The 23,775-nt window shown below is 67.6% G+C and carries 22 protein-coding genes; 19 read left to right on the forward strand and 3 right to left on the reverse strand.

What is annotated here, in order from left to right:
* Positions 1 to 11 precede the first annotated feature (11 nt).
* The 4 genes from ACOMD9_RS08120 to ACOMD9_RS08135 all read left to right on the forward strand — a co-directional run bounded on the left by ACOMD9_RS08120 (position 12) and on the right by ACOMD9_RS08135 (position 3,518).
* Entirely contained in the window at positions 12 to 638 is a 627-nt protein-coding gene (locus ACOMD9_RS08120) for a condensin complex protein MksE (protein ID WP_421413745.1), read from the forward strand.
* On the forward strand, positions 635 to 1,876 hold the full coding sequence (locus ACOMD9_RS08125) for a hypothetical protein (protein WP_421413560.1): 1,242 nt from the start codon (positions 635 to 637) through the stop codon (positions 1,874 to 1,876). Before ACOMD9_RS08120 ends, ACOMD9_RS08125 begins: the two co-directional genes overlap by 4 nt.
* Positions 1,873 to 2,736, forward strand: coding sequence for a DUF7281 domain-containing protein (locus tag ACOMD9_RS08130; RefSeq protein ID WP_421413562.1), 864 nt, complete (start codon positions 1,873 to 1,875; stop codon positions 2,734 to 2,736). The genes ACOMD9_RS08125 and ACOMD9_RS08130 overlap by 4 nt, the downstream gene beginning before the upstream one ends.
* A gap of 116 nt (positions 2,737 to 2,852) precedes the next feature.
* Entirely contained in the window at positions 2,853 to 3,518 is a 666-nt protein-coding gene (locus tag ACOMD9_RS08135) for a dienelactone hydrolase family protein (protein WP_421413564.1), read from the forward strand.
* A 7-nt stretch (positions 3,519 to 3,525) separates the two neighbouring features.
* Here ACOMD9_RS08135 and ACOMD9_RS08140 read toward each other — a convergent pair whose 3' ends face one another.
* Both ACOMD9_RS08140 and cfa read right to left on the reverse strand, forming a co-directional pair.
* Positions 3,526 to 4,431, reverse strand: a complete 906-nt coding sequence (locus tag ACOMD9_RS08140; protein ID WP_421413566.1) for a GGDEF domain-containing protein — start codon at positions 4,429 to 4,431, stop codon at positions 3,526 to 3,528.
* Positions 4,432 to 4,609: 178 nt separating this feature from the next.
* A complete protein-coding gene (cfa, locus tag ACOMD9_RS08145) occupies positions 4,610 to 5,761 on the reverse strand; it encodes a cyclopropane fatty acyl phospholipid synthase (protein ID WP_421413569.1) in 1,152 nt (383 codons plus the stop codon).
* Between the two features lie 176 nt (positions 5,762 to 5,937).
* On the opposite strand from cfa, the gene ACOMD9_RS08150 reads away from it, so the two are divergent.
* Positions 5,938 to 6,243: an MTH1187 family thiamine-binding protein gene (locus tag ACOMD9_RS08150; protein ID WP_421413571.1), complete on the forward strand. Its 306-nt coding sequence runs from the start codon at positions 5,938 to 5,940 to the stop codon at positions 6,241 to 6,243.
* A 22-nt stretch (positions 6,244 to 6,265) separates the two neighbouring features.
* Here ACOMD9_RS08150 and ACOMD9_RS08155 read toward each other — a convergent pair whose 3' ends face one another.
* Positions 6,266 to 7,159, reverse strand: coding sequence for a LysR family transcriptional regulator ArgP (locus ACOMD9_RS08155; protein WP_421413573.1), 894 nt, complete (start codon positions 7,157 to 7,159; stop codon positions 6,266 to 6,268).
* 94 nt (positions 7,160 to 7,253) lie between these two features.
* On the opposite strand from ACOMD9_RS08155, the gene ACOMD9_RS08160 reads away from it, so the two are divergent.
* The 14 genes from ACOMD9_RS08160 (at position 7,254) to urtE (ending at position 23,741) form a co-directional block, all read left to right on the forward strand.
* Positions 7,254 to 7,862: a LysE/ArgO family amino acid transporter gene (locus ACOMD9_RS08160; RefSeq protein ID WP_421413575.1), complete on the forward strand. Its 609-nt coding sequence runs from the start codon at positions 7,254 to 7,256 to the stop codon at positions 7,860 to 7,862.
* Between the two features lie 253 nt (positions 7,863 to 8,115).
* Positions 8,116 to 9,216 carry a 4-hydroxyphenylpyruvate dioxygenase gene (hppD, locus tag ACOMD9_RS08165; RefSeq protein ID WP_421413577.1) on the forward strand — a complete coding sequence of 367 codons (1,101 nt, stop codon included), beginning with the start codon at positions 8,116 to 8,118 and terminating at the stop codon, positions 9,214 to 9,216.
* A 168-nt stretch (positions 9,217 to 9,384) separates the two neighbouring features.
* Entirely contained in the window at positions 9,385 to 10,845 is a 1,461-nt protein-coding gene (locus tag ACOMD9_RS08170) for a sodium-dependent transporter (RefSeq protein ID WP_421413578.1), read from the forward strand.
* Between the two features lie 131 nt (positions 10,846 to 10,976).
* Positions 10,977 to 11,807 carry a uroporphyrinogen-III C-methyltransferase gene (cobA, locus tag ACOMD9_RS08175; protein WP_421413580.1) on the forward strand — a complete coding sequence of 277 codons (831 nt, stop codon included), beginning with the start codon at positions 10,977 to 10,979 and terminating at the stop codon, positions 11,805 to 11,807.
* 84 nt (positions 11,808 to 11,891) lie between these two features.
* On the forward strand, positions 11,892 to 13,586 hold the full coding sequence (locus tag ACOMD9_RS08180; protein ID WP_421413583.1) for an ATP-binding protein: 1,695 nt from the start codon (positions 11,892 to 11,894) through the stop codon (positions 13,584 to 13,586).
* A 29-nt stretch (positions 13,587 to 13,615) separates the two neighbouring features.
* Positions 13,616 to 14,377, forward strand: coding sequence for a response regulator (locus tag ACOMD9_RS08185; RefSeq protein WP_421413585.1), 762 nt, complete (start codon positions 13,616 to 13,618; stop codon positions 14,375 to 14,377).
* Positions 14,378 to 14,540: 163 nt separating this feature from the next.
* The gene (locus ACOMD9_RS08190) at positions 14,541 to 15,545 is read left to right on the forward strand and encodes a Bug family tripartite tricarboxylate transporter substrate binding protein (protein ID WP_421413587.1); all 1,005 of its coding nucleotides are present in this window, start codon (positions 14,541 to 14,543) and stop codon (positions 15,543 to 15,545) included.
* A gap of 117 nt (positions 15,546 to 15,662) precedes the next feature.
* Positions 15,663 to 16,142 (forward strand): tripartite tricarboxylate transporter TctB family protein, encoded by a 480-nt coding sequence (locus ACOMD9_RS08195; RefSeq protein ID WP_421413589.1) that lies wholly within the window; start codon positions 15,663 to 15,665, stop codon positions 16,140 to 16,142.
* 40 nt (positions 16,143 to 16,182) lie between these two features.
* Positions 16,183 to 17,682, forward strand: a complete 1,500-nt coding sequence (locus ACOMD9_RS08200; protein WP_421413590.1) for a tripartite tricarboxylate transporter permease — start codon at positions 16,183 to 16,185, stop codon at positions 17,680 to 17,682.
* 311 nt (positions 17,683 to 17,993) lie between these two features.
* Positions 17,994 to 19,337, forward strand: coding sequence for an urea ABC transporter substrate-binding protein (gene urtA / locus ACOMD9_RS08205; protein ID WP_421413592.1), 1,344 nt, complete (start codon positions 17,994 to 17,996; stop codon positions 19,335 to 19,337).
* 161 nt (positions 19,338 to 19,498) lie between these two features.
* Complete coding sequence (gene urtB, locus ACOMD9_RS08210; protein ID WP_421413747.1) at positions 19,499 to 21,085, forward strand: urea ABC transporter permease subunit UrtB; 1,587 nt, start codon at positions 19,499 to 19,501, stop codon at positions 21,083 to 21,085.
* A 6-nt stretch (positions 21,086 to 21,091) separates the two neighbouring features.
* The gene (gene urtC / locus ACOMD9_RS08215) at positions 21,092 to 22,222 is read left to right on the forward strand and encodes an urea ABC transporter permease subunit UrtC (protein WP_421413595.1); all 1,131 of its coding nucleotides are present in this window, start codon (positions 21,092 to 21,094) and stop codon (positions 22,220 to 22,222) included.
* Positions 22,219 to 23,043, forward strand: a complete 825-nt coding sequence (gene urtD / locus ACOMD9_RS08220) for an urea ABC transporter ATP-binding protein UrtD (RefSeq protein ID WP_421413596.1) — start codon at positions 22,219 to 22,221, stop codon at positions 23,041 to 23,043. The genes urtC and urtD overlap by 4 nt, the downstream gene beginning before the upstream one ends.
* The gene (gene urtE, locus ACOMD9_RS08225; RefSeq protein WP_421413599.1) at positions 23,043 to 23,741 is read left to right on the forward strand and encodes an urea ABC transporter ATP-binding subunit UrtE; all 699 of its coding nucleotides are present in this window, start codon (positions 23,043 to 23,045) and stop codon (positions 23,739 to 23,741) included. Before urtD ends, urtE begins: the two co-directional genes overlap by 1 nt.
* Positions 23,742 to 23,775: the final 34 nt, after the last annotated feature.

The following is a 23,775-nucleotide window of genomic DNA, read 5'->3' on the forward strand; positions in this document are numbered from 1 at the left end:
TCGAGCATTCCATGGTGGAGCAGGGCCCCCTGCTCGAACGCCTGCTGGCCGGGCAGTTCATCTGCGCGGTCAGCGACGAGGCCGCCTTTCGCCGGCTGCAGGACGAGGAGATCCGCGAGCAGCTCGATGCCTACCTGCGTCCCCTCAACCGCCGCCTGGCCACCAACGACGAGGGCAGCGTCTATTTCCTGGCCTGGCGGCAGTTGAACGACGACGCGCGGGAGCAGCTCTCGCGGCAGCTCGGCGACACCGTCGCCAGCCTGCTGCCGCTGCTGGAGTGGCTGCAGCTGGTGCAGGAGGCGCTGGGCCGCGATGGGCTGGCGGCCCCCGGCGACGTGCTCAAGCCCGCCGACTTCAGCTCGCGCTGCGAGGACAACCAGGGCCTGCGCGAGCGCCTCGAGCGCCTGGCCACCGATCCCTTCTTCGGCTCCCAGAGCGACCAGCTCGACGCCCAGCTCAAGCAGGTCTTCAAGCGCCTGAAGGAGCACGGCTACCTGCTCCAGCCCCATGCCGACCGGCAGTACTTCGTGGTCACCGCCAAGATCGACTACCTCATCGACCTTGCGCGCTTCATCCGCGACGAGGAGAACCTGCCCGTCGACGAGGCGCCCCCCGGTGACCAGGAGAGCCTGCTGTGAGCGCCGGCCACGCCCTGGAGAGCCGGCTGATCACCACCGGCGCCGAGCGCCTGGCGCTGCTGGGCAAGCACGCCGAGGCGCTGATGGCCGGCTATGCCCGCGACGAGGTGCCCCTGGAGGGGCTCAGCACCACGGCGCTCAACCGGCTGCTGGCCGCGCGTATCCTGTGGCGGCCGGACGAGCAGGGCGGTGTCAAGCTCACCCCCAAGGTGCGCGAGCTGATCGCCGAGATGCTCGCCGACGAGACCCGCCGCCACGTCAACGCCGACGTGGCCGAGACCCTGGAGCTGGTGCGCAGCCTGGTGCAGAGCTACCGGGAAGCCCGCGACGCCGGCGAGTACTGGCGCCAGGAGCAGCAGCTGTTGCGCCTGCGCCAGGAGGTGGACGATCTCAACGGCCGCTTCGCCGACGCCATCGACAGCCTGTGGCGACGCTTCAACAGCGACTTCGGCTTCGTCAGCCGGCTCACCGACAAGATCCGCGAGAACGAGCGCGCCCAGAAGCAGATCGAGCGCCTGCTCAATGGCCTGGCGCTGATCGACTTCGACGAGCTGATCGAACTGGTGGGCAGCGACGGGGCACTGCGCAAGCTGCTGGTCAGCGGGCTTCAGCACCAGCTCAGCCAGCACTACACCAGCCTGCGCGAGGTGCAGCGCCGGCTGATCGAGCTGATGGCGCGCTTCCGTCAGCAGCAGTCGCGCAGCCGCCTGGTGGCGGGCATGGCCGCCTTCCTGCGCGAGCATCCCGGCTTCGTGCCCGGCAACTATGCGAGGCGCAGCGAGGTACCGGAACTGGTCAACCGCGCCGCGCCACTGATCGCCGCCGGCGCCGCCGCGCTGGACCACCACCCCGATACTCGAGTCCTCGGCGAGTTGCTGCACCGCCTGCCGCGGCCTGCCCAGCGCCCGGAACCGGTGACGGCCGCCGGTGCTGCCGCTCCCCAGGAGGACACGCTCGTCGCCGCTCGCCAGCAGGCGCTCAAGGAAGACGTCGAGCGCTTCTACCTGACGGTGGTGGACCATGGCGGGGAGTCGCTCAGCGCCCTGCAGTACCTGCAGGAAGGGGAGCTGGCGTGGGGCGAGGAGATCTGGCTCTTCCAGGTGATCGCCGAGTACCAGGGACTGCCCAGAAGCGAGCAACGTGCCTTCCGCCTCCGCCAGCAGGAGACCCAGGCCAGCCCCTACAATCACCTGCGCCTGATCCACGACGTCAGCCTGGAGCTGGAGGTGGGGGCGTGAAACTGTCTTCGCGTGCTCGCAACCTGCTCCGCGACGCCGACCAGGCGCTGCGTGGCGCTTCCCGCATGAAGAAGCGCCGCGGCAAGGTGGTGAACGAGGTCGTGGCCTGGTGCCAGGCGCATGATATCGAGCTCGGCCCGCGCCTCTCCCACGCCCGTCTGCAGCTCGACCGTGATCTGCTCGCCCGGGTCGACGAGACCCTGTTCGCGCTGGGGGAGCCCGCCCTGGCAGCCGAGCTCAGCGGTCTGACCACCGCCGAGCAGGCTCATCTGGGTAACCGGGAGGAGAAGAGCGTCCGCGAGAAGCCTCGCGATCGACGCGTGCTGGCCAGCTTTCCTGCTGCGATGGAGCGGCGGCCGGGCCTGGCCAGCCGCCCCCGCGACTTCCTCGACCTCGACTGGTGCGAACTCGACCTCGATGCCTTCGATGCGCTGATCCAGGTGGAGAACCTCGACAGCTTCTACGCCTTCATGCCCCACGCGCACTGGCGGCTACCGCTGGTGGCCTACCGGGGCGACCGCCACTACGGCGGCGGTTTCGCCGCCCTGGCCGAGGCGTGGTCGGCGAGGGGGAAGCCGCATCTCTACGTCGGCGACTTCGATGCGGCGGGCATCGGGATGGCCATGGCCAGCCGAGCTACGCATCTGCTGCTGCCGCCCCTGGCGTGGCTGGAACGCCATGCCACCGCCGATCACCTGCCGGCGACGCAGTCGGCAGTCCAGGCCAGGCAGCGCGAGTACCGCGCCACGCTGCCCGACGGCCACCCGTTGCGGGACTATCTGGCGATCATCCTCGACCGCCAGTGCGGCCTGCGACAACAGTGGTTCGGCGATGACTGGATCATGGTGCCGCTCGATTGACGCCTGCCCCGGCATCCGTGCGGTGCTTTCCCGGTACGGATGTGACGGGGCATGACGGCCGCTACACTTCGGGTAGAGCCGCCATCTGTTCCGGCGCTGTTCCGGGAGGGCCTTCCATGTCGTATTCGCAACATGAAGTGGAGATCCTGACGGCGGGGGTCGCGCTGGAGGGGACCCTCCTGCTGCCCGACACGCCGTCGGGGATCGTGGTCTTCGCCCATGGCAGCGGCAGCAGTCGCTTCAGTGTGCGCAACCACCAGGTGGCCCGCCATCTGGCCGAGCAGGGGCTCGCCACCCTGCTGTTCGACCTGCTGACGCCGGAAGAGAGCCTGATCGACGAGCGAACGCGTGCCTTGCGTTTCGACATTCCGTTGATCGGCGCCCGCATGAGCGGGGCGGTGGACTGGGTGGCCGAGGCCGAACGGACACGGGGACTGGCCATCGGCCTGTTCGGCGCGAGTACCGGCGCCGCCGCGGCGCTGATCGCCGCCGCCGAGCGGCCCGCCCGGGTGAGTGCCGTGGTCTCCCGCGGCGGGCGCCCCGACCTGGCCGGCGACCATCTGCCACGGGTGCAGGCGCCGACACTGCTGCTGGTCGGGGGACGGGACCCCCAGGTGATCGGACTCAACGAAGCGGCCATGGCGCGCATGACGGCCCCCTGCGAGTTGCTGATCGTGCCCGGGGCCACTCACCTGTTCGAGGAACCCGGCACCCTGGAGGTGGTCGAGGCGCGGGCCGCCCGCTGGTTCCTGGAACATCTCGGGGCGAGCCGGTTCGCCTGACACCGCGTCAGGCGCTGGTCATGACCCGGTTGCGCCCCCCGTGCTTGGCGGCATAGAGGCTCTCGTCGGCACGGGCGATCAGGACATCCCGGGTCTCGCCGATGCGGTGCTCGGCGATGCCGATACTGACGGTCACGCTGCCAGGCCCGAGCCCGAAGTCGTGCTCGGCGATGCGTCTGCAGAGTCGCTGCGCCAGTGTCCGGCAATGGCCCCTGGGGGTCAGGGGCAGCAGCAGGGCGAACTCCTCGCCGCCCAGGCGGGCCACCAGGTCCTCCTCGCGCAGCGTGGCGCGGCAAAGTTCGGCCAGGTCGCGCAGCACCTGGTCGCCCTGCAGGTGGCCCCAGGTATCGTTGATCGACTTGAAGTGATCCAGGTCGAGAATCATCAGCGACAGGGGGGTGGCGTGCCGGTTGCTCAGCGAGATCTCCTCGTCGAGTCGATCGATCAACTTGCGACGATTGGCGAGGCCGGTGAGGTCGTCGGTATCGGAGAGGCGGCGCAGGCGCGCCTCCTCGGCGACCTGCTCGGAGATGTCGAGCATCATGCCGTGCCAGAGCACGCCATCGTCGACCCGTCGTGGCTGGGCACGCACGGCGATCCAGCTGTGACGGCTACCCACCAGGCGCAGGCGAAACTTGGTGGTGATGGGGGTCATCCAGCGTGCCGAACGCTCGATGGCGGCCATGAGCCTCGGGTAGTCGTCGTCATCGAGTCGCGCCAGCGCCGGCGTGGCATCCTCGGCCAGCTGGCGGCGGTCGATGTCGGTCAGGCGGGTACCGCTGCCGGCCAGATAGGGGAAGTGCATGTGGCCGTCCGGCCCACGCTGCAACTGGAAGATCACGCCCGGCAACTGCTCGGTGAGTTCGGCAATGTTCGTCTTTCCCCCGCCCGGCATGACGTCGTTTGAGGGCATGCGGGTGTCCTTGTGTTCCTGCTGCGTACAGGTGTCGTTCTTCTTCTGCCGGACGCTTCGCTCGGCGCCTCTGATCAGGCGTCCGATGATACGCCGACCGGGACGAGCGTCGTATTCTGCCTCGGTTGTAGGAGATCGCCTACAACCGAGGCCGGGGCATGATCGAGGTCAAGCCGGGCTAGCGCGGCGCATCATAGCGTCCCGGACGGCCGCGCGAATAGACCACCTGCCACAGCTGCAGGTCCCGCGAGCGGAAGGCCCCGGCACAGACCGAGAGATAGTAGCGGAACATGCGCCGTGTTCGCTCGTTGTAGTGGTGGGCGATCTCGTGCCAGTAGGCGTCGAGGTTGGCTAGCCAGGCCATCAGGGTGAGGTCGTAGTCCGCGCCGAAGTTCTGCCAGTCCTCCATCAACAGGTAGGACTCGCTGGCGCGGGCGATGTGCATGGCCGAGGGCAGCACCCCGTTGGGGAAGATGTAGCGGTTGATCCAGGGGTCGGCGCTGATGTCGGAGTTGTTGGAGCCGATGGTGTGCAGCAGGAAGAGGCCGTCGGCCGCCAGCAGCTGCTCGATGGTCCGGAAGTAGGTGGCATAGTTGCGATGCCCCACGTGCTCGAACATGCCGATCGAGACGACCCTGTCGTAGGTGCCATCCAGGTCGCGATAGTCCTGCAGCTGGATCTCCACGGGCAGGTTGGCGCAGCGCTGGCGGGCCAGTTCCGCCTGCTCGCGGGAAATGGTGATGCCGGTGACCTCGACCCCGTGGTGGCGGGCGGCATGCTCGGCGAAGCTGCCCCAGCCGCAGCCGATGTCGAGCACCCGCATGCCCGGGGCGAGCTCGAGCTTGCGACACGCCAGCTCGAGCTTGGCGAGCTGGGCCTGGTGCAGGGTCTCGGCCTGCTTCCAGTAGCCGCAGGAGTAGCACATGGTGGCGTCGAGCATGCGCTCGAAGAGGTCGTTGCCCATGTCGTAGTGCGCCTCACCGACGATGTAGGCGCGGGCCTTGCTCTGCAGGTTGAAGAAGCCCGACTGCAGGCGGTACATGAGCCGTTCGGAAGGCGTGCGAGCATGCTCGCCAAGGCCGTGGCGCAGCAGCCGGCAGGCCATCTCGTCGATCCTGTCGCACTCCCACCAGCCATCCATGTAGGCCTCTCCCAGGCCCAGGGTGCCCTGGTGCAGCACGCGGGAGAAGAAGTCGGGATGGAAGACCCGGATATCCTGTGGCGCATCGCCGTTGAGCGTCACCCCCGAGCCGTCGAGCAGTTTCTCGATGACACGCCGGGCTCGGGTGTCGGGGAGGGCGAGGGGGCCGATGCGTGGATCACTGGTCATGGAGTCCTCCTGGTCCAGCAGGATCGAGGGTCATCACAGGGCCGGTGGTCATGTCCATACGGTGGTGCGCCACGGGTGCCTTGCGGTTAGCATTGAGCATAGACCAGCATGAAAATGGCGGGAAAATCCACTCGGGCCAACGCTGGATCCATGCAGGACGAAGAGGAGTCACCGGAATGCACGTCATCATCGATCTCTGCGTGGTGCCACTGGGCGTGGGCGTCTCGGTGTCACCGCAGATCGCCGCTTGCCAGCGGGTGATCCAGGCGTCGGGCCTCGAGCATCGCATGCACGCCTATGGCACCAACATCGAGGGGCCCTGGGACGAGGTGATGGCCGTGGTCAAGCGCTGCCACGAGGCGGTGCACGAGATGGGCGCACCACGCATCACCACCACCATCAAGCTCGGTACCCGCATCGACCGGGAGCAGCACATGGACGACAAGGTGGAAAGCGTGGAGACCCTGCTGCGCGGCGATTGATCGCTCCCGCCTTCGCCAGGGTTCAATCGCCGTCGATCGGCGCCAGCCACTGGCGGGCCGTGGCCAGCAGGTGGCGGGTCAGTGCCTCCAGGGTCTGGCCGCCATGGCGCCAGTGGTGCCAGTAGAGGGGCACCTCGACATGGCGACCGGGCGCGATGTCGACGAGGCGGCCTTCCGCCAGTTCCCGCCGGACCTGCTGCTCGGGTATCAGCCCGTAGCCCACGCCGGCCAGGGCCAACTGGACGAAGCCCTCGGAGGAGGGGCAGAGGTGGTGGGGAAAGGCCTCCCGGAACCCATGCTGTGCGAGGTAGCGATGCTGCAGGCGGTCGTCGGGGCCATAGACGATGACCGGGGCGGTCCTGAATGCCTCGTGGAGCGGACCCTCGGGGAAGTGTCGGGCCAGATAGGCGGGACTCGCCAGGGCACGGTAGCGCATGCTGCCGAGCGGGTGTGCCCGGGCACCCTGCACCGGCTGCGGGGTGGCGCAGATGCAGCCGGCCACCTCACCATCGCGCATCCGCTTCAGGGCCACGTCCTGGTCCTCCACCACCAGGTCCATCAGCATGCGCCTACCGCTGCAGAACTCCCTGACGGCCGTCGCCCACCAGGTGGCCAGGCTGTCGGCATTGATGGCGAGCCGCAGGCGCTGCTCGCTGTCACCCAGTGCCGGCACCTGCTCGAGCAGGTCGTGCTCCAGCAGTTGGACCTGTCGGGCATGCTCGAGCAGGCGTCGCCCGAGCGGCGTGGGCGTCACGCGGGGGGTGCGTACCAGCACCGGCTGCCCCAGCCGCGCCTCCAGCAGCTTGATGCGCTGGGATACGGCCGATTGCGTCAACCCCAGGTGACGGGCGCCTCGTTCGAACCCCTGGTGGTCGATCACGGCGGCGAGCGCGGCGAGCAGCTTGTAGTCGAGCATCGATAATATTTATCTCGCAGTTGTTGAATTAATTTTCCTGATGACAGAGTCAAGCCCAGGATGGTCCTCCATGGCAAGCGCAGGGAGAGGAAGAGTGCTGTCGTCGATCCTTCATGGCGGGCTGGTGAGTGGCGGGCTGATCATCGCCATCGGCGCCCAGAACGCCTTCGTGCTCAACCAGGGGCTGCGGCGCCGGCATGGCTACCTGGTGGCGCTGGTCTGTGCCCTGTGCGACGGACTCCTGGTCGGTCTCGGCGTGCTGGGCCTGGGTGCCCTGATCGCCCGGCAGGACGCGCTGATGGAAGTGGCGCGCTGGGGTGGGGCCCTGTTCCTGGCCTGGCAGGCCGGGCTGGCACTGCAGCGTGCCTGGTCGGCCGAGGTCCTGAACGCTTCCGGCGGGGGCCAGGACACGCGCCGGGCGGCGTTGGTCGCGACGCTGGCGGTCACCCTGCTCAACCCCCAGGTCTATCTCGAGACGGTGGTGCTGCTCGGCGCCATCGGCGCCGTCCAGCCCAGTCCACTGGGGTTCTTCATCGGTGCCTCGCTCGCCTCCTTCGGATGGTTCTTCGGCCTGGTGGCGGCGGCGGGCTGGTTGGCGCCACGGCTGGCCAGCGCAGCGGTCTGGCGTGGCATCGAGGTGCTGATCGCCATCATCCTGGCCTGGATCGCCTGGCGGTTGGCCAGTGGTGCCGTGTTCGGCTGAAGGCGCCTGTGCAGGATGGCCGTCAAGCATTCGTTACGCCCTGTCAGGGAAAGTCGACACCCCTGGCGCGGAGATACCGGCGTCGGACGCGGTGTAACGAATTCCTTACGATCGGCGGGACGCGAGGCCTCCGCAGGGGACGGGAATCGGGCCACGGCGCGTTCCGGACCGGGGAGGAGGGCTCTAGGCTGGAGGCACATCGCGGCACAGGCCCGCAGCCACCCAACCCATAACAACATCCCCGGAGGACCCCATGAACGCTCCCGCCCATACCCCGAGTGCCATCAGTCAGGCGAACCCGATCGGCACCGATGGCTTCGAGTTCGTCGAGTACACCGCGCCGACCGCCGAGGGCATCGAGTCACTGCGTGCGCTCTTCACCCGGATGGGCTTCACCGAGACGCGCAAGCACCACTCCAAGCAGGTGTTCCTGTTCCAGCAGGAGGGCGTCAACTTCGTGCTCAACGCCGAGCCGGACAGCCATGCCGCCGAATTCGGCCGCGTGCACGGTCCGAGTGCCTGCGCCATGGCCTGGAAGGTGGCCGATGCGCGTCAGGCCTTCGAGCATGCGATCGCCAACGGCGCCGAGCCGGTGGAGAACCCTGTCGGTCCCGGCGAGGTGGGCATCCCCGCGGTCAAGGGCATCGGTGGCTCGCTGCTCTACTTCGTCGACCACAAGGTCGACGGCGAGGGGCGCACCATCTACGACATCGATTTCGAGCCGATTCCCGGCCGGGGTGCCAACGATCACAGCGTCGGCCTCAAGGTCCTGGACCACCTGACCCACAATGTCGATCGCGGCCGGATGGACCCCTGGGCCGACTTCTACACCCGCATCGCCAACTTCCGCGAGAACCGCTACTTCGACATCAAGGGGAAGAAGACCGGCCTGCACTCCCGGGCGATGACCGCACCCTGCGGCAGGATGCACATCCCGATCAACGAGTCCGCCGACGACACCTCCCAGATCGCCGAATTCCTTCGCGAGTACAACGGCGAGGGCATCCAGCACCTGGCCATGGCCACCGACGACATCCATGCCACCGTGCGTGCCCTCAAGGCCAACGGCGTCACCTTCCTCACCACCCCGGATACCTACTACGAGAAGGTCGACCAGCGGGTGCCCAATCACGAGGAGAGCGTCGAGGAGCTGCGCGAGTTGAGCCTGCTGATCGATGGCGGCCCCGACGAGGGCGTACTGCTGCAGATCTTCACCGAGACGGTGATCGGCCCGATCTTCTTCGAGATCATCCAGCGCAAGGGCAACGACGGCTTCGGCGAAGGCAACTTCAAGGCCCTGTTCGAATCCATCGAGGAGGACCAGATCCGTCGCGGCGTGCTCAAGGACGACTGACCCCCTGGCCCCCGCCCCTCCAGGGCGGGGGCTGGTTAATTGGTGTGCGTGCAGGATGAAGCCCTGCTCGACTGCCATATGACAATAAAATCCGTCACAATGGGTGGTCGATGCCGATCATTCATCGAGTCGGGTCACAACAATATCCTCTGATTCCCCTGGTGAGACATGACAACATCCCAACAACCTCGTGCCCAGTGGCTCGGCCGCTGGGGCTTCGTGCTGGCGGCCACCGGTTCCGCCGTCGGTCTGGGCAATATCTGGAAGTTTCCCTACATCACCGGTGAGCATGGCGGCGGTGCCTTCGTGCTCGTCTACCTGGCCTGCATCCTGGCGGTGGGCGTGCCGGTGATGATGACCGAGATCGCCTTCGGGCGGCGCGGTCGCGGCAGTCCCATCGATGCGGTGCGCCGGGTGGTCGGCGAGTCGGGTCGTGCCTCGGCCTGGTCGCTGCTCGGCTGGATGGCGATGCTTTGCGGCTTCATGATCCTGTCGTTCTATGTGGTGGTGGCCGGCTGGTCCTTCTCCTACCTGTGGAAGATGCTGACCGGCGGGCTGGCCGGCACCGGCGTCGACGACATGGTGGCGATCTTCGTCGCCAACAACGAGAATCCGCTCAACCTGGGGTTCTGGAGTACCCTGGTCACGCTGCTGACCATGCTGATCGTGGGCAAGGGCGTCCAGGCCGGCATCGAGAAGAGCGTCAGCTGGATGATGCCGGGCATGGTGGTGATGCTGCTGATCCTGATCGGCTATGGCGTCTACTCCGGCGGTTTCGGCGAGGCCTGGCGTTTCCTCTTCTCCTTCGATGCCGGCAGCCTCTCCAGCGACGGCATGCTCGCTGCCCTGGGCCATGCCTTCTTCACCCTGTCGCTGGCTTCCGGCGCCATCCTCACCTACGGCAGCTACCTGCCGTCCCGCGCCTCCATCGTGCGGACCACCTTCAGCGTTGCCGTGGCCGATACCCTGGTGGCGCTGATGGCCGGGCTGGCGATCTTCCCGGTGATCTTCGCCAATGGCATGGATCCCGGCGAGGGGCCGGGGCTGATCTTCATGAGCCTGCCCCTGGCCTTCCAGGCCATGCCCCTGGGCACCCTGTTCGGCATCCTCTTCTTCGTGATGCTCTCCATGGCGGCCCTGACCTCGTCGATCTCCATGGTCGAGGCGACCGTCTCCTGGCTGTGCGACAACAAGGGGATCTCACGCCGTGCGGCGGCCTGGGGCACCGGTATCGTGCTGTGGCTGATCAGCACCCTGGCGATGCTCTCCTTCAACCTCGGTGCCGACTGGACGCTGGCCGGCCGCCACTTCTTCGACTGGCTCGACTACCTGACCTCGCGCTGGATGATGCCGCTGGGTGGCCTGGGCATGGTGCTGCTGGCCGGTTTCGTGCTGAAGAGCGGCACCTTCCGCGACGAACTGGGGCTGTCACCGCGCTGGCACGCGCTCTGGCTGTTCATGGTGCGCTACGTCAGCCCCCTGGGCATCCTGGTGATCTTCGTCGATGCCCTGGGCATCGCCCGGGTCGAGTTCGGAGTCCACTGGCCCTGGCTGCTGGCCCTGCTGCTGCTGGTGACCCTGGTCGGTGAACTGGCGAGCCCTAGGCTGCGACGGGCCCTGTCCACTTGACCTCCCTGCCGCCTTCGCGCTCATGTCCGGCCCCCGCTCGTGCGGGGGCCGGGCATTTCAGGGTGGCGATGAGGCGTCTTTTTCATTACTTTAAGGTATATCTAGACGACTGAAACTGGAGTGCAGGGTATATGAGCGCCGACCATGAGCCACGCGACGAACGGAAGTATCGTGCCGGTGCACGGCCCCGGGGGCGGGTCAGCCTGGTGGGGGCGGGACCCGGGGATCCGGAGCTGCTGACGCTCAAGGCGCTCAAGCGGCTGCAGGCGGCCGAGGTGATCCTCCACGACCGGCTGGTCAGCGAGGAGGTCCTGGCCCTGGCCAACCCTGCCGCGCGACGGCTCTATGTCGGCAAGGCCCGCTCGGACCACAGCCTGCCCCAGGAGGACATCAACCAGGCACTGCTCGACTGGGCGCGCTCGGGCAAGCGGGTGGTGCGCCTGAAGGGCGGTGATCCCTTCATCTTCGGGCGCGGTGGCGAGGAGCTCGAGGCCCTGGTGGCCGAGGGTGTCGAGGTGGAGGTGGTCCCCGGCATCACCGCGGCCTCGGGCTGTGCCGCCTATGCGGGTATCCCGCTCACCCATCGTGATCACGCCCAGTCGGTGCGCTTCGTCACCGGGCATCTCAAGAACGGCAGCACGGATCTGGACTGGCCGGCCCTGGCCAGCCCCGGCCAGACCCTGGTCTTCTACATGGGGCTGCATGGCCTGGCGGAGATCCGACGCCAGCTGATCGCCCATGGCCTGTCCCCCGAGACGCCGCTGGCGTTGATCGAGCAGGGCACCACGGCGCGACAGCGCGTCCACCGCGGTACCCTGGGGTGGATGCCGGACTCCCTGGGCGACACCCTGCGCCCGCCGACGCTGATCATCGTCGGCGGCGTGGTGGCGCTCCACGACCGCCTGGGCTGGTTCGACGAACAGCAGGCCGGGAGCCGCGGCTGGGACACCGGCAGGCGATAGCCGCCTGTCGGCGCGCCGCATCGCCGGGTGCCTGAACCCGCCGGGCGTGCCACAATGGCGACTCTCCCTCAGCGAGTCCGCGTCATGTCGTCCCGTCGTGCCGATGCCATTGCCGAGGCGAGGCGCCTGCGTCGTCCCAGGGCGCGCCGCCACCGGCTGATCCGCAGCTTTCGCCTCCAGGTGATGCTGCTGGTGGGCGTGCTGTTGGCCGCCATGCTGCTGGCCCAGGGCGCCTATCTCAACCACCGCCAGGCCGAGATCATCGGCGACCAGATGGGCGAGCGTGCCCTGGCCGTGGCGCTGAGCGTGGCCACGATCCCCGAGCTGATCGAGGCCTTCTCCCATGATGACCCGGCAGCCACCATCCAGCCCATCGCCGAACGCATCCGCCGCGAGACCGGCGCCCGTTACGTGGTGGTCGGCAACACCGAGGGGCTGCGCTATTCCCACCCGCTGCCCGAACGACTCGGCCTTCCCATGGTGGGGGGCGACAACGACCGGGCGCTGCTGCATGGCGAGTCCTACGTCTCCGAGGCCACCGGTTCGCTGGGGGAGGCGGTGCGTGGCAAGACGCCGGTACGCGACGCCGAGGGCAACATCGTCGGCATCGTCTCGGTGGGCTTCATGCTCGACCGGGTGGCCATGGATGTGGGCCGGCACACCAGCCTCGGCTGGTGGCTCGTCGGGGCGATGATCCTGCTCGGCTTCGCCGGGGCCTATGCCCTGTCTCGCCACCTCAAGCAGGTGATCCTGGGCCTCGAGCCCCACGAGATCGCCCGGCTGGCGATGGAAAAGGAGGCGATCCTGCAGTCGATCCACGAGGGCATACTGGCGGTCAACGGGGAGGGGCAGATCACCCTGGTCAACCAGCAGGCGAGGCGCTTCCTGGGGCTGCCGCCGGAATGCGAGGTGCTCGGGCGACCGATCCAGGAGCTGGTACCCAATTCACGGCTGCTCGAGGTGCTGGAGCGTGGCGAGCAGCAGTTCGACCAGCAGATGTGGCTCGGCGACCACCCGGTGGTGGTCAACCGGGTGCCGGTGATCCACGCCGACGAGATCGAGGGCGCGGTGGCCACCTTTCGCAGCCGGCGCGAGATCGTCGAGCTTTCCAATGCCCTGACCGCCGCCAGCCGCGACGTGGACATGCTGCGCGCCCAGGCCCACGAGTTCTCCAACAAGCTCTACACCATCTCGGGGCTGCTGCAGCTGGAGCGCATCGAGGATGCCCTGGCCTTGATCCACCAGGAGAGCGAACGCGCCCAGGCTCAGATGAGCTTCCTGATGGGGCACGTGGCGGATCCGGTGATCAGCGGTACCCTGCTCGGCAAGCTGACCCGGGCCCGAGAGCTCGGGGTCAGCCTGGAGATCGACGATCAGAGCTCGCTGGCCACCCCGCTCACGCCCGACGGTCAGGAAGTGCTGATGACGGTGATCGGCAACCTGCTCGACAACGCCTGCCATGCGGCCCTGCAGGGCGAGCGGCGACGCAACGAGGGGCCACGGGTACGCCTCTTCTTCACCGACCTGGGCGAGCAGCTGCTGCTCGAGGTGGAGGACAATGGTCCCGGGGTGGCCGCCGAGCATCTCGAGGCGATCTTCCGCGAGGGCTTCTCGACCAAGCCGGGCAAGCATCGCGGGATCGGCCTGGCCCTGGTGGCGCGCCTGAGTCGCGAACATGGCGGCGAGGTCACCCTGGAGGAGAGCGAGCTGGGCGGTGCCTGCTTCACGGTGGTGCTGGACCGTTCGCTGTGCCGGTCGCCGGCCTCGGCTGAACATTGACGACACTTGCGACGACAGGGGAAGAATCGATGCCAGCTTCCGTCAGCCCGCCTGGGGGGCCCTCATCCCGTGACTACGGGATCCTGATCATCGAGGACGACTTCCGTATCGCTGAGATCCATCGCGCCTTGATCGAGCGGAGCGAGGGCTTCCGGGTGGTGGGCATGGCGCGTTCCGGTGCCGAGGCCCGGGGGCTCCTGGGCTGTCACGCCGACGAGATCCAGCTGGTGCTGCTCGATGCCTACCTGCCCGACGTGGAGGGCCTGGAACTGCTCTGGGAGCTGCGCCGCGATCACCTGCACATGGACATCGTCATGGTCACCGCGGCCCGGGAAGTGGAGACCATCGCCGAGGCCCTGCGCGGCGGGGTCTTCGACTACCTGATCAAGCCCACCGAGGCCTCGCGCATGGCCCAGATGCTGGCCCGGTTCCGCCGCGAGCGCACCGCCCTGGCGGCCCGCGGCGAGATGAGCCAGGAGGAGCTGGACCGCGCCCTGTCGCGACTGCGTCCGGAGCAGACCGCGACCGGCGGCTCCCGCACACTGCCCAAGGGCATCGACCGGTTGACGCTCTGCACCGTGATTCGAGCCCTGGAGGGTGCCGATACCGCGCTGACCGCCATGCAGGCGGCCCGCGCCATCGGTGCCAGCCGCTCCACGGCGCGTCGCTACCTGGAATTCCTGGTTTCGGTACAGGTCGCCGGTGCCGAGCTGGGCTATGGCGATGTCGGCCGGCCCGAGCGTCGCTACCGCCTGGTCGGCGATGTCACCCCGTGGCTCGAGGACGGCTGACCCGTGGCCATGAGCAGAATGGACAGAATGCTCATAACGGACAATTTGTCCTTTATGTTCAGAAGCTTGCTGGCCGACGCCGGGCGCCTCTAACGTTGCTGATGCACGCGGACACTCCGCGGAGATCCATGCACAGAACAACAGCCAACGTCTGGAGTACGCCATGACCGTCAAGACCTCCCGCCCGGCAATCCGCCTGGCCGCCCTCGTCCTGCCCGTCGCCGCCCTGGCCGGCATGACCACCGCCGCCCAGGCCCAGGAGTGGACCCCGACCAGTTCCATCGAGTTCATCGCCCCGGCCAATCCCGGTGGTGGCTGGGACACCCTGGTGCGCACCACCTCGCGGGTCATCCAGGAGGAGGGCCTCGCCGAACAGAACTTCGCCGCCATCAACGTCCCGGGTGGCGGGGGGGCCGTGGCCTGGGCCCAGATTGCCCGGGACACCGGCAATCCCCACAAGCTGTTCGCCACCAGCCCGCCGATCATCCTGGTGCCCCTGGCCGGGACCTCACAGTACGATCACACCGACTTCACGCCGATCGCTCGCCTGATCACCGATTACTCGATCGTGCTGGTGCCGCAGGATTCCGAGTACCAGGATCTCAACGACCTGTTCGACGCCATGCGCGAGAGTCCCAACCTGAGCGTCGGTGGCGGCAGCGCGCCGGGCTCCATGGACCATATCGCCATCGCCGGCGTGGCATCGGCAGCCGGTCTCGAGGCGGCCAATGTCAACTACATCGCCTTCTCGGGAGGCGGCGAGGCGATGACCAGCCTGATGGGGGGGCACGTCGAGGCGGTGATCACCGGTGCCGGCGAGGCGTCGGGCCAACTGGGCCCGGACAGCGACGTTCGTGCGCTGGGCGTGTCGGCCCCCGAGCGGCTGGGTGGCCCGCTGGCCGATATTCCCACCTACCAGGAGCAGGGCATCGACTACACCTTCGATATCTGGCGCGGCGTGATGGGCACTCCCGACATGCCGGAGGAGGCCGTGGCCTATTACGAGGAGCTGTTCGCCAGGATGCTCGAGACCGATGGCTGGGCCGAGGCGCGCGATCAGCTGGGCTGGCTCGACGCCTACCAGGACAGCGAGGAATTCGGTGCCTTCCTCGACGCGCAGAAGGAAGAGTTCAGCGGCGTGCTGAGCGAGCTCGGGTTGATCCGCTGACACCGCGACGCCTCACCCGCCCGCGCGAGCCCTGCATCGACCCGGGCTCGCGTTTCCTCGAATGCATGACTTGAACCCATCGCAGCGTTCACGCTTCGGGTTCGGGATGACTGCCTCATGACAAGACTCAATACCAACCAGTGGCTGGCGCTGGTGATTGCCCTGTTCTCCCTGGGCTACCTGGCGATGGCCTTCCAGATTCCGAGTTTTCCGCTGCCGCGGCCGGTCGACTCCGACCTCTTCCCCAAGGTGCTGGGTGTCGTGTTGCTGGGCCTGGCGTTGCTGCTGTTCCTGGAGAAACCCGAGGCCCGGGATATCCCCGAGCCGGTCGATGACGAGCCGACCCTGCCGCTGCTGCTGCGCCCCTGGTCGCGGGTGGTCGTGACCTCGCTGGCGATCGCCGCCTACGCCGGGGTTCTGGTGCCGATCGGCTTCGTGGTCGCCTCCACGCTGCTGTCGTTCGGCCTCGCCTGGTACTACGGCTATCGACGTCATGGCATCAACCTGGCCGTTTCCCTGGGGGTGGTGCTGGCGCTGTACCTGACCATGACCAGGATCATGAACGTCTACCTGCCGACCGGGATCCTGCCGATCTGATGTCGCCCGACACGCTCAGCCAGCCAGAGAGGCCCTGACAATGGATGCTTTCAACAACCTGATGTACGGCTTCGGCATCGCGCTGGAGCCGATCAATATCGTCTACGTCTTCACCGGGGTATTCGCCGGCACCATCATCGGCATGCTGCCCGGTCTCGGGCCGATCAGTGCCCTGGCGCTGATGATCCCGATCACCTTCGCCATGGATCCCTCCTCCGGCCTGATCCTGATGGCGGGGGTCTACTACGGTGCCATCTTCGGCGGATCGACCTCGTCGATCCTGCTCAACGCCCCCGGCGTGGCGGGGACCGTGGCCACGTCATTCGACGGCTACCCCATGGCCAGGCAGGGCCTGGCGGGCAAGGCCCTGGCCATCGCTGCCTATGCCTCCTTCGTGGGGGGGACCATCTCCATCGTCTTCCTGATGCTGGTGGCGCCGCTGCTGTCGAAGGTCGCGGTCAGTTTCGGCCCGGCGGAGTACTTCGCGCTGATGGTGCTGGGGCTGACGGCGGTGGTGTCGCTCTCCGACAAGTCGCTGGTCAAGGGGCTGATCGCCGCCGTGATCGGGGTGATGATCTCGATCATCGGCATCGACCTGCAGACCGGTACCGTGCGCTATGCCTTCGGCAGTGCCCATCTTCTCGACGGCATCGACTTCCTGGTGGTGGCGCTGGGGATCTTCGCCCTGGCCGAGGTCTTCTACATCCTGCTGCGCGGCGGTGGCGGCAAGGAGCAGCCGCGCAACGCCATCGGCTCGTTGAAGCTGTCGAGAGGGGAGGTCAAGGAGATCGCCGGTCCCATCGGCAGAAGCTCGGTGCTCGGCTTCTTCACCGGGGTGCTGCCCGGCGCCGGCGCCACCATCGGCTCCTTCCTCGGCTACAGCATGGAGAAGCGCCTGGCCAGGGATGGCGACAGCTTCGGCAAGGGCAACATCAAGGGCGTGGCGGCCCCCGAGGCGGCCAACAACGCCGCCTGCACGGGCTCCTTCGTGCCGCTGCTGACCCTGGGCGTGCCCGGGTCGGGCACCACGGCGGTGCTGCTCGGTGCCCTGCTGGTGATGGGCGTGACCCCGGGGCCGGCGATGCTGGTGGATCGGCCCGATGTGTTCTGGGGCGTCATCGCCAGCATGTACATCGGCAACATCTTCCTGCTCGTGCTCAACCTGCCGCTGATCCCGCTGATCGCCAGGATCCTCGACATGCCGCGGCCGCTCCTGCTGTCGTTGATCCTGATCTTCTGCATGATCGGCGTCTACGGGATGAGCTTCAGCGTCTTCGACCTCTTCCTGCTGCTCGGCTTCGGCCTGCTGGGCCTGGGCATGCGCCAGTTCGGGTTCCCGGCCGCACCGCTGATCCTGGCGCTGATCCTCGGCGGAATCATGGAAGAGTCGATGCGGCGTGCGCTGCAGATCTCCGGTGGCGACTGGTCGACCTTCATCGACAAGCCGATATCGCTGGCCCTGCTGATCATCGCCGTGCTGTCACTCGCCCTGCCGCTGGTGAGGAAGGTCGTGTTCCGGGCGCGGCGCGCCGGCGCCTGACGCGGCGCTCGTCCCCTCGAACGGGGGCGCCGACTCGGCCCGCTTGCAGGGCCCGGGCCGGCGGGTGCACCGCGGGAGTGCGTCGGGACGGGCGCGGTGCATGGGCAAGGGGAGGGCCCGGTGCATCATCGGGGCCTCGCCCCCTGCCCGTTGCACCGGCCGGGTGCATCCGGGCCCTTCCTTCATGGCACGGCCATGTCTCAACTTTCTGTAATAAAAGGATCTTTCTGGAGGTGCCGCCTGATGGCGCAGCGCTTGCAACGTCTTCTTGCCACACAACAACGACCCCTCCGGGGAGCAAGGAGACTTTCATGACCCTATCCCGACCCAAGACGCTGCGGCTCCGTCCCCTGACCACCGCGTTGCTGACCGCCTCCCTGCTGGGGGCCGGCGGCCAGGCCCTGGCCCAGGAGGAGCCGATCAAGGTCGGCATCCTGCACTCTCTCTCCGGCACCATGGCCATCAGCGAGACGGTGCTCAAGGACACCGTGGAGATGCTGGTCGAGAAGCAGAATGCCGAAGGGGGCCTGCTCGGCCGTCAGCTCGAGGCGGTGGTGGTGGACCCGGCCTCCAACTGGCCGCTGTTCGCCGAGCGTGCCCGGGAGCTGCTGGCACAGCACGAGGTGGACGTGGTCTTCGGCAACTGGACCTCGGTGTCGCGCAAGGCGGTGCTGCCGGTCTTCGAGGAACTTAACGGCCTGCTCTTCTATCCGGTGCAGTACGAGGGCGAGGAGTCCTCCGAGAACGTCTTCTACACCGGCGCGGCGCCCAACCAGCAGTCGGTTCCCGCCGTCGACTACCTGCATGACCAGGTCGGCGTGGAGCGCTGGGTGCTGGCGGGGACCGACTATGTCTTCCCGCGCACCACCAACCGCATCCTCGAGGCCTATCTCAAGGACGAGTTCGGGGTGGCCGACGAGGACATCCTGGTCAACTACACCCCCTTCGGTCACTCCGACTGGCAGAACATCGTCTCGGATATCCGCCGCTTCGGCAGCGAGGGCAAGAAGACCGCGGTGGTCTCCACCATCAACGGCGACGCCAACGTGCCCTTCTACACCGAGCTGGCCAACCAGGGCGTGGACGCCGCGGATATCCCGGTGGTCGCCTTCTCGGTGGGCGAGCAGGAGCTGACCGGGATCGATACCGGCCCGCTGGTCGGCCACCTGGCCGCCTGGAACTACTTCATGAGCGTCGATGCCGATGAGAACTACGACTTCATCGATGCCTGGATCGACTACACCGGCGACGAGGAGGCGGTGACCAACGATCCCATGGAGGCCCACTACATCGGCTTCAACATGTGGACCGAGGCGGTGCGCAAGGCCGGCACCACCGACGTCGACGCGGTCAAGGACGCCATCATCGGCGTGACGGTACCCAACCTGACCGGCGGCTATGCGGCGATGATGCCCAACCACCACATCACCAAGCCGGTGCTGATCGGCGAGATCCAGGACAACGGCCAGTTCGATATCGTCTGGCAGACGCCTTCCACCGTGGCCGGCGATGCCTGGTCGGACTACCTGCCGGGTTCCCGCGACCTGATCAGCGACTGGCGCGCCCCGATGCGCTGCGGCAACTTCAATGTGTCCACCGGGTCCTGTGGCGGCAGCACCGCGGCCGAAGAAGCCGAGGCCGCCCTGGCCGAGTAAGTCCCCGCGCGTTCCGCCGACCCTCGGGGCGGCGGAACGGCACGCCATCTCCGCTGACTTCATTCCAGAGGAAAAGCCCGATGAGGAATTTCCCGTGGCCCTGGCCGACGACGGCCGAGGCCGGCCGTTGCCGTGCCCAGCGCCGGACGCAGCGCTGGCGCATGGCGCTGTTGACCCTGCTGGCGCTGCTCTTCATGCCCCTGGCGGCCCAGGCTCAGCAGGGCGGGGAGGATACCGCTGCCATCGAACTGCTCGAGGCGCTGGACGTCGACAGCTTCCCCGCCAAGGGGGAGGCCATCGAGGCCATCGTCGCCAGCGACGATGAGCGAGCCCGCTACTGGCTGCAGTCGCTGCTCGACGGTCGCCTGCAACGGGCCGACGATGGCCGCTTCGTGGTGGTGCTCGACAACCGCGGCCGCGACTGGCCGGTGGAGGACGCCCTCACCGGCGAGCCGCTCGGCGAGATGTCCCGCCGCGAGCTGGATCGCATCGGTATCAACAATGCCCTGCGCAACCAGCTGCGCAGCGCCATCGCCGTGGTCGATCTCTACTCGGCGGATCTCGAGCTGCGCCGTGCCTCGGCGGAGCGCCTGATGGGCGAGGTCGATGCCGACCTTGCCGAGCCCCTGCGCGAGGTGATCGCCCGGGAAGCGGATCGTCGGGTGCGTGAGCGCCTGAGCCAGGCGCTGGCGATCCATGAGCTCGAGCGGGGCGAGGTCGAGGCGGTCGAGACCCTGCAGGGCAGCCTGCATCCCCGGGCGCGGGTCGCGCTGTCGAGGGCGGCGGCGGGCGAGGATGCCGAGCTCGCGTCGGCTGCCCGGTCGGCGCTCAACAGCATCGAGCAGAAACTCAAGCTCAATCGCATCGCCGAGACCCTCTACTTCGGCCTGAGCCTCGGTTCGGTGCTGGTGCTCGCCGCCATCGGGCTGGCCATCACCTTCGGGGTGATGGGGGTGATCAACATGGCCCATGGCGAGCTGATCATGCTCGGCGCCTATACCACCTGGGCGATGCAGCAACTGCTGCCCGGCCAGCCGGGGCTGGCACTGCTCCTGGCGGTGCCCGCGGGGTTCCTGGTGGCCGCCCTGGCGGGTATCGCCATCGAGCGCGGGGTGATCCAGTTCCTCAAGGGGCGGCCCCTGGAGACCCTGCTGGCCACCTTCGGCATCAGCCTGATCCTGCAACAGCTGGTGCGCACGGCCATCTCCCCGCAGAACCGTACCGTGATCACCCCGGAGTGGATGAGCGGTTCGCTGGTCGTCAACGATGCCCTGTCGCTGACCCTGAATCGCATGGTTGTGCTGGGCTTCACCCTGGTGGTGTTCGCCGCCCTGATGCTGATCATGCGCCGTACCCGGTTGGGCCTGGAGGTCCGGGCGGTGACCCAGAACCGCGCCATGGCGCGCTCCATGGGGATCCGTGCGACCCGGGTCGACATCCTGACCTTCGCCCTGGGGTCCGGCGTCGCCGGCCTGGCCGGGGTAGCCCTGTCGCAGCTCACCAATGTGGGCCCCAACCTGGGCCAGAACTACATCATCGACTCCTTCATGGTGGTGGTGTTCGGCGGCGTGGGTAACCTCTGGGGCACCCTGGTGGCGGGCCTGTCGCTGGGCGTGATCAACCAGGTGCTGGAGCCCTGGGCGGGTGCCGTGCTGGCCAAGATCATCGTGCTCGTCTTCATCATCCTGTTCATCCAGAAGCGCCCCCGCGGACTCTTTCCGCAGAAGGGCCGCGCGGCGGAGGGCTAACCGACCATGTGGCTGACACGACCCTTCCACGAGCGTTCGACGCTCCTCTTCCTCGGCGTGCTGCTGGCCGCCATGACCCTGGTGACGCTGCTGCACGTCGCCGTGCCCCAGGGGCATGCGCTGCATGTCAATGCCTATACCGTCAACCTGTTCGGCAAGTACCTGAGTTATGCGCTGCTGGCCGTGGCGGTGGACCTGGTGTGGGGCTATCTCGGCATCCTGAGCCTCGGCCATGGCGCCTTCTTCGCCCTGGGCGGTTACGCCATGGGCATGTACCTGATGCGCCAGATCGGCGACAGGGGCGTCTACGGGCATCCCGAGCTGCCGGATTTCATGGTCTTCCTCGACTGGGAGAGCCTGCCCTGGTACTGGGCCGGCTTCGACATGGCCTGGTTCGCCTTCATCGTGGTACTGCTGGCGCCGGGGGCGCTGGCCCTGGTGTTCGGCTTCCTGGCGTTCCGTTCGCGGGTCACCGGGGTCTATCTGTCGATCATCACCCAGGCCTTGACCTTCGCCCTGATGCTGGCCTTCTTCCGCAACGAGATGGGTTTCGGCGGCAACAACGGCCTGACCGACTTCCGCGACATCCTCGGCTTCAACCTGAGAAGCGATGCCACCCGGCTGGGGCTGTTCATCGCCACCGGGGCGGCCCTGGCGCTGGGCTATGTGCTGTGTCGCGCCATCGTCGGCAGCAAGCTGGGCCGGGTCTGCGTGGCGACCCGCGACGCCGAGGCGCGCACGCGTTTCCTCGGCTACCGGGTGGAGCGCTTCCAGTTGTTCGTCTTCGTGGTCTCGGCGATGCTCGCCGGCCTGGCCGGTGCCCTCTACGTGCCCCAGGTGGGGATCATCAACCCCAGCGAGTTCTCGCCGATCTTCTCCATCGAGATCGTGCTGTGGGTGGCCCTGGGCGGCCGCGCGACCCTCTACGGCGCGGTGATCGGGGCGATACTCGTCAACTACGCCAAGACGGTGTTCACCGGCGTGATGCCCGATGCCTGGTTGTTCGCCCTGGGGGCGATGTTCGTGCTGGTCACGGTCTTCCTGCCGCGGGGCATCGCCGGTCTGCTGAGCTATCGTCTGCGCCGGGGCCGCCCTGACGACGATGGGTCCACCACCGGCAGGGAGGTCTCGGCATGAACCTGATCAAGTCGCTTTCCCGCAGGGATCGGGTCTTCGAGTTCCTCGCGCCGGATCCCTCGCCGGTGGACGTGCGCCATGGCCCCATCCTCTACCTGGAGGACGTCACGGTGAGCTTCGATGGCTTCAAGGCGATCAATGATCTCAACCTGACCATCGACGACGGCGAACTGCGCTGCATCATCGGTCCCAACGGCGCCGGCAAGACCACCATGATGGACATCATCACCGGCAAGACGCGGCCTGACCATGGTCAGGTGTGGTTCGGCAGCCGCCACGACCTGCTGGCCATGAACGAGCCGGAGATCGCCAGCCTGGGCATCGGCCGCAAGTTCCAGAAGCCCACGGTGTTCGAGGCGCTCTCCGTCTTCGAGAACCTGGAACTGGCCATGGCCGCCGACAAGCGCATCCTGCCGACCCTCACCGCACGGATGAGCGGCGAAGTGCGCGATCTTGTCGAGGAGGTGCTCGAGACCATCGGGCTCGCCGAGCTGCGCGACGGGCCGGCGGGCATCCTCTCCCACGGCCAGAAGCAGTGGCTGGAGATCGGCATGCTGCTGATGCAGCGGCCGCGGCTGCTGCTGGTGGACGAACCGGTGGCCGGCATGACCGAGCAGGAGATGGAGCGCACCGCGGAGCTGCTGACCGGGCTCGCGGGCAAACAGTCCGTCGTCGTCGTCGAGCACGACATGGGCTTCGTGCGCTCCATCGCCCGTCAGGTGACGGTACTGCACCAGGGCAGCGTGCTCGCCGAGGGCACCATGGACCAGGTGTCCACTGATCCGAAGGTAATCGAAGTCTACCTGGGCGAGGAGGCGTGATGCTCGAGATCGACAAGCTCAACCAGTTCTACGGCGAGAGCCACACCCTCTGGGACCTGGATATCGAGGTGCCCGCCGGCCAGTGTACCTGCGTCATGGGTCGCAACGGGGTAGGCAAGACGACCCTGATGAAGGCGGTGATGGGCGAGGTGGCGGTCGCCTCCGGGCGCATCCGCTTCGCCGACGACGTCGAGCTGACCCGCCGGCGGATCGAGGATCGCTCACGGCTGGGCATCGGCTATGTGCCCCAGGGTCGCCAGATCTTCCCGCTGCTGACGGTGGAGGAGAACCTGCGTACCGGCCTGGCCGCCCGTGGCGATGGCCGCCGCGCCATTCCGGAGCGGGTCTACGAGCTCTTCCCGGTGCTCGAGGAGATGAAGCATCGCCGCGGCGGGGATCTCTCCGGTGGCCAGCAGCAGCAGCTGGCCATCGGCCGCGCCCTGGTGATCGAGCCGCGGCTGCTGATCCTCGACGAGCCGGGGGAGGGCATCCAGCCCAATATCGTCACCCTGATCGGCGAGGTGATCCGGCGGCTGATCGAGGAGGACGGCCTGACCGTGCTGCTGGTGGAGCAGAAGCTGCCCTTCGCACGCAAGTACGCCGACCGCTTCGTGATCATGGACCGCGGGCGGCCGGTGGCCCGCGGGCCGATCGGCGAGCTCACCGATGCGCTGATCAGGGAGCACCTGACGGTATAGGCTCGAAGCGCCGAGCGCCGAGCGCCGAGCGCCG

The organism is Halomonas terrestris, assembly GCF_049166755.1.
GTDB lineage: Bacteria > Pseudomonadota > Gammaproteobacteria > Pseudomonadales > Halomonadaceae > Halomonas.

What these genes read in the sequence shown, in the direction of transcription:
- hppD (WP_421413577.1), top strand. Translation starts at nt 8,116, where the DNA reads ATGAACGCTCCCGCCCATACCCCGAGTGCCATCAGTCAGGCGAACCCG.
- ACOMD9_RS08195 (WP_421413589.1), top strand. Translation starts at nt 15,663, where the DNA reads ATGACAAGACTCAATACCAACCAGTGGCTGGCGCTGGTGATTGCCCTG.
- ACOMD9_RS08170 (WP_421413578.1), top strand. Translation starts at nt 9,385, where the DNA reads ATGACAACATCCCAACAACCTCGTGCCCAGTGGCTCGGCCGCTGGGGC.
- ACOMD9_RS08200 (WP_421413590.1), top strand. Translation starts at nt 16,183, where the DNA reads ATGGATGCTTTCAACAACCTGATGTACGGCTTCGGCATCGCGCTGGAG.
- ACOMD9_RS08180 (WP_421413583.1), top strand. Translation starts at nt 11,892, where the DNA reads ATGTCGTCCCGTCGTGCCGATGCCATTGCCGAGGCGAGGCGCCTGCGT.
- urtE (WP_421413599.1), top strand. Translation starts at nt 23,043, where the DNA reads ATGCTCGAGATCGACAAGCTCAACCAGTTCTACGGCGAGAGCCACACC.
- ACOMD9_RS08150 (WP_421413571.1), top strand. Translation starts at nt 5,938, where the DNA reads ATGCACGTCATCATCGATCTCTGCGTGGTGCCACTGGGCGTGGGCGTC.
- ACOMD9_RS08120 (WP_421413745.1), top strand. Translation starts at nt 12, where the DNA reads ATGGTGGAGCAGGGCCCCCTGCTCGAACGCCTGCTGGCCGGGCAGTTC.
- urtD (WP_421413596.1), top strand. Translation starts at nt 22,219, where the DNA reads ATGAACCTGATCAAGTCGCTTTCCCGCAGGGATCGGGTCTTCGAGTTC.
- cobA (WP_421413580.1), top strand. Translation starts at nt 10,977, where the DNA reads ATGAGCGCCGACCATGAGCCACGCGACGAACGGAAGTATCGTGCCGGT.
- ACOMD9_RS08140 (WP_421413566.1), bottom strand. Translation starts at nt 4,431, where the DNA reads ATGCCCTCAAACGACGTCATGCCGGGCGGGGGAAAGACGAACATTGCC.
- cfa (WP_421413569.1), bottom strand. Translation starts at nt 5,761, where the DNA reads ATGACCAGTGATCCACGCATCGGCCCCCTCGCCCTCCCCGACACCCGA.
- ACOMD9_RS08190 (WP_421413587.1), top strand. Translation starts at nt 14,541, where the DNA reads ATGACCGTCAAGACCTCCCGCCCGGCAATCCGCCTGGCCGCCCTCGTC.
- ACOMD9_RS08155 (WP_421413573.1), bottom strand. Translation starts at nt 7,159, where the DNA reads ATGCTCGACTACAAGCTGCTCGCCGCGCTCGCCGCCGTGATCGACCAC.
- urtC (WP_421413595.1), top strand. Translation starts at nt 21,092, where the DNA reads ATGTGGCTGACACGACCCTTCCACGAGCGTTCGACGCTCCTCTTCCTC.
- urtB (WP_421413747.1), top strand. Translation starts at nt 19,499, where the DNA reads ATGGCGCTGTTGACCCTGCTGGCGCTGCTCTTCATGCCCCTGGCGGCC.
- ACOMD9_RS08185 (WP_421413585.1), top strand. Translation starts at nt 13,616, where the DNA reads ATGCCAGCTTCCGTCAGCCCGCCTGGGGGGCCCTCATCCCGTGACTAC.
- ACOMD9_RS08135 (WP_421413564.1), top strand. Translation starts at nt 2,853, where the DNA reads ATGTCGTATTCGCAACATGAAGTGGAGATCCTGACGGCGGGGGTCGCG.
- urtA (WP_421413592.1), top strand. Translation starts at nt 17,994, where the DNA reads ATGACCCTATCCCGACCCAAGACGCTGCGGCTCCGTCCCCTGACCACC.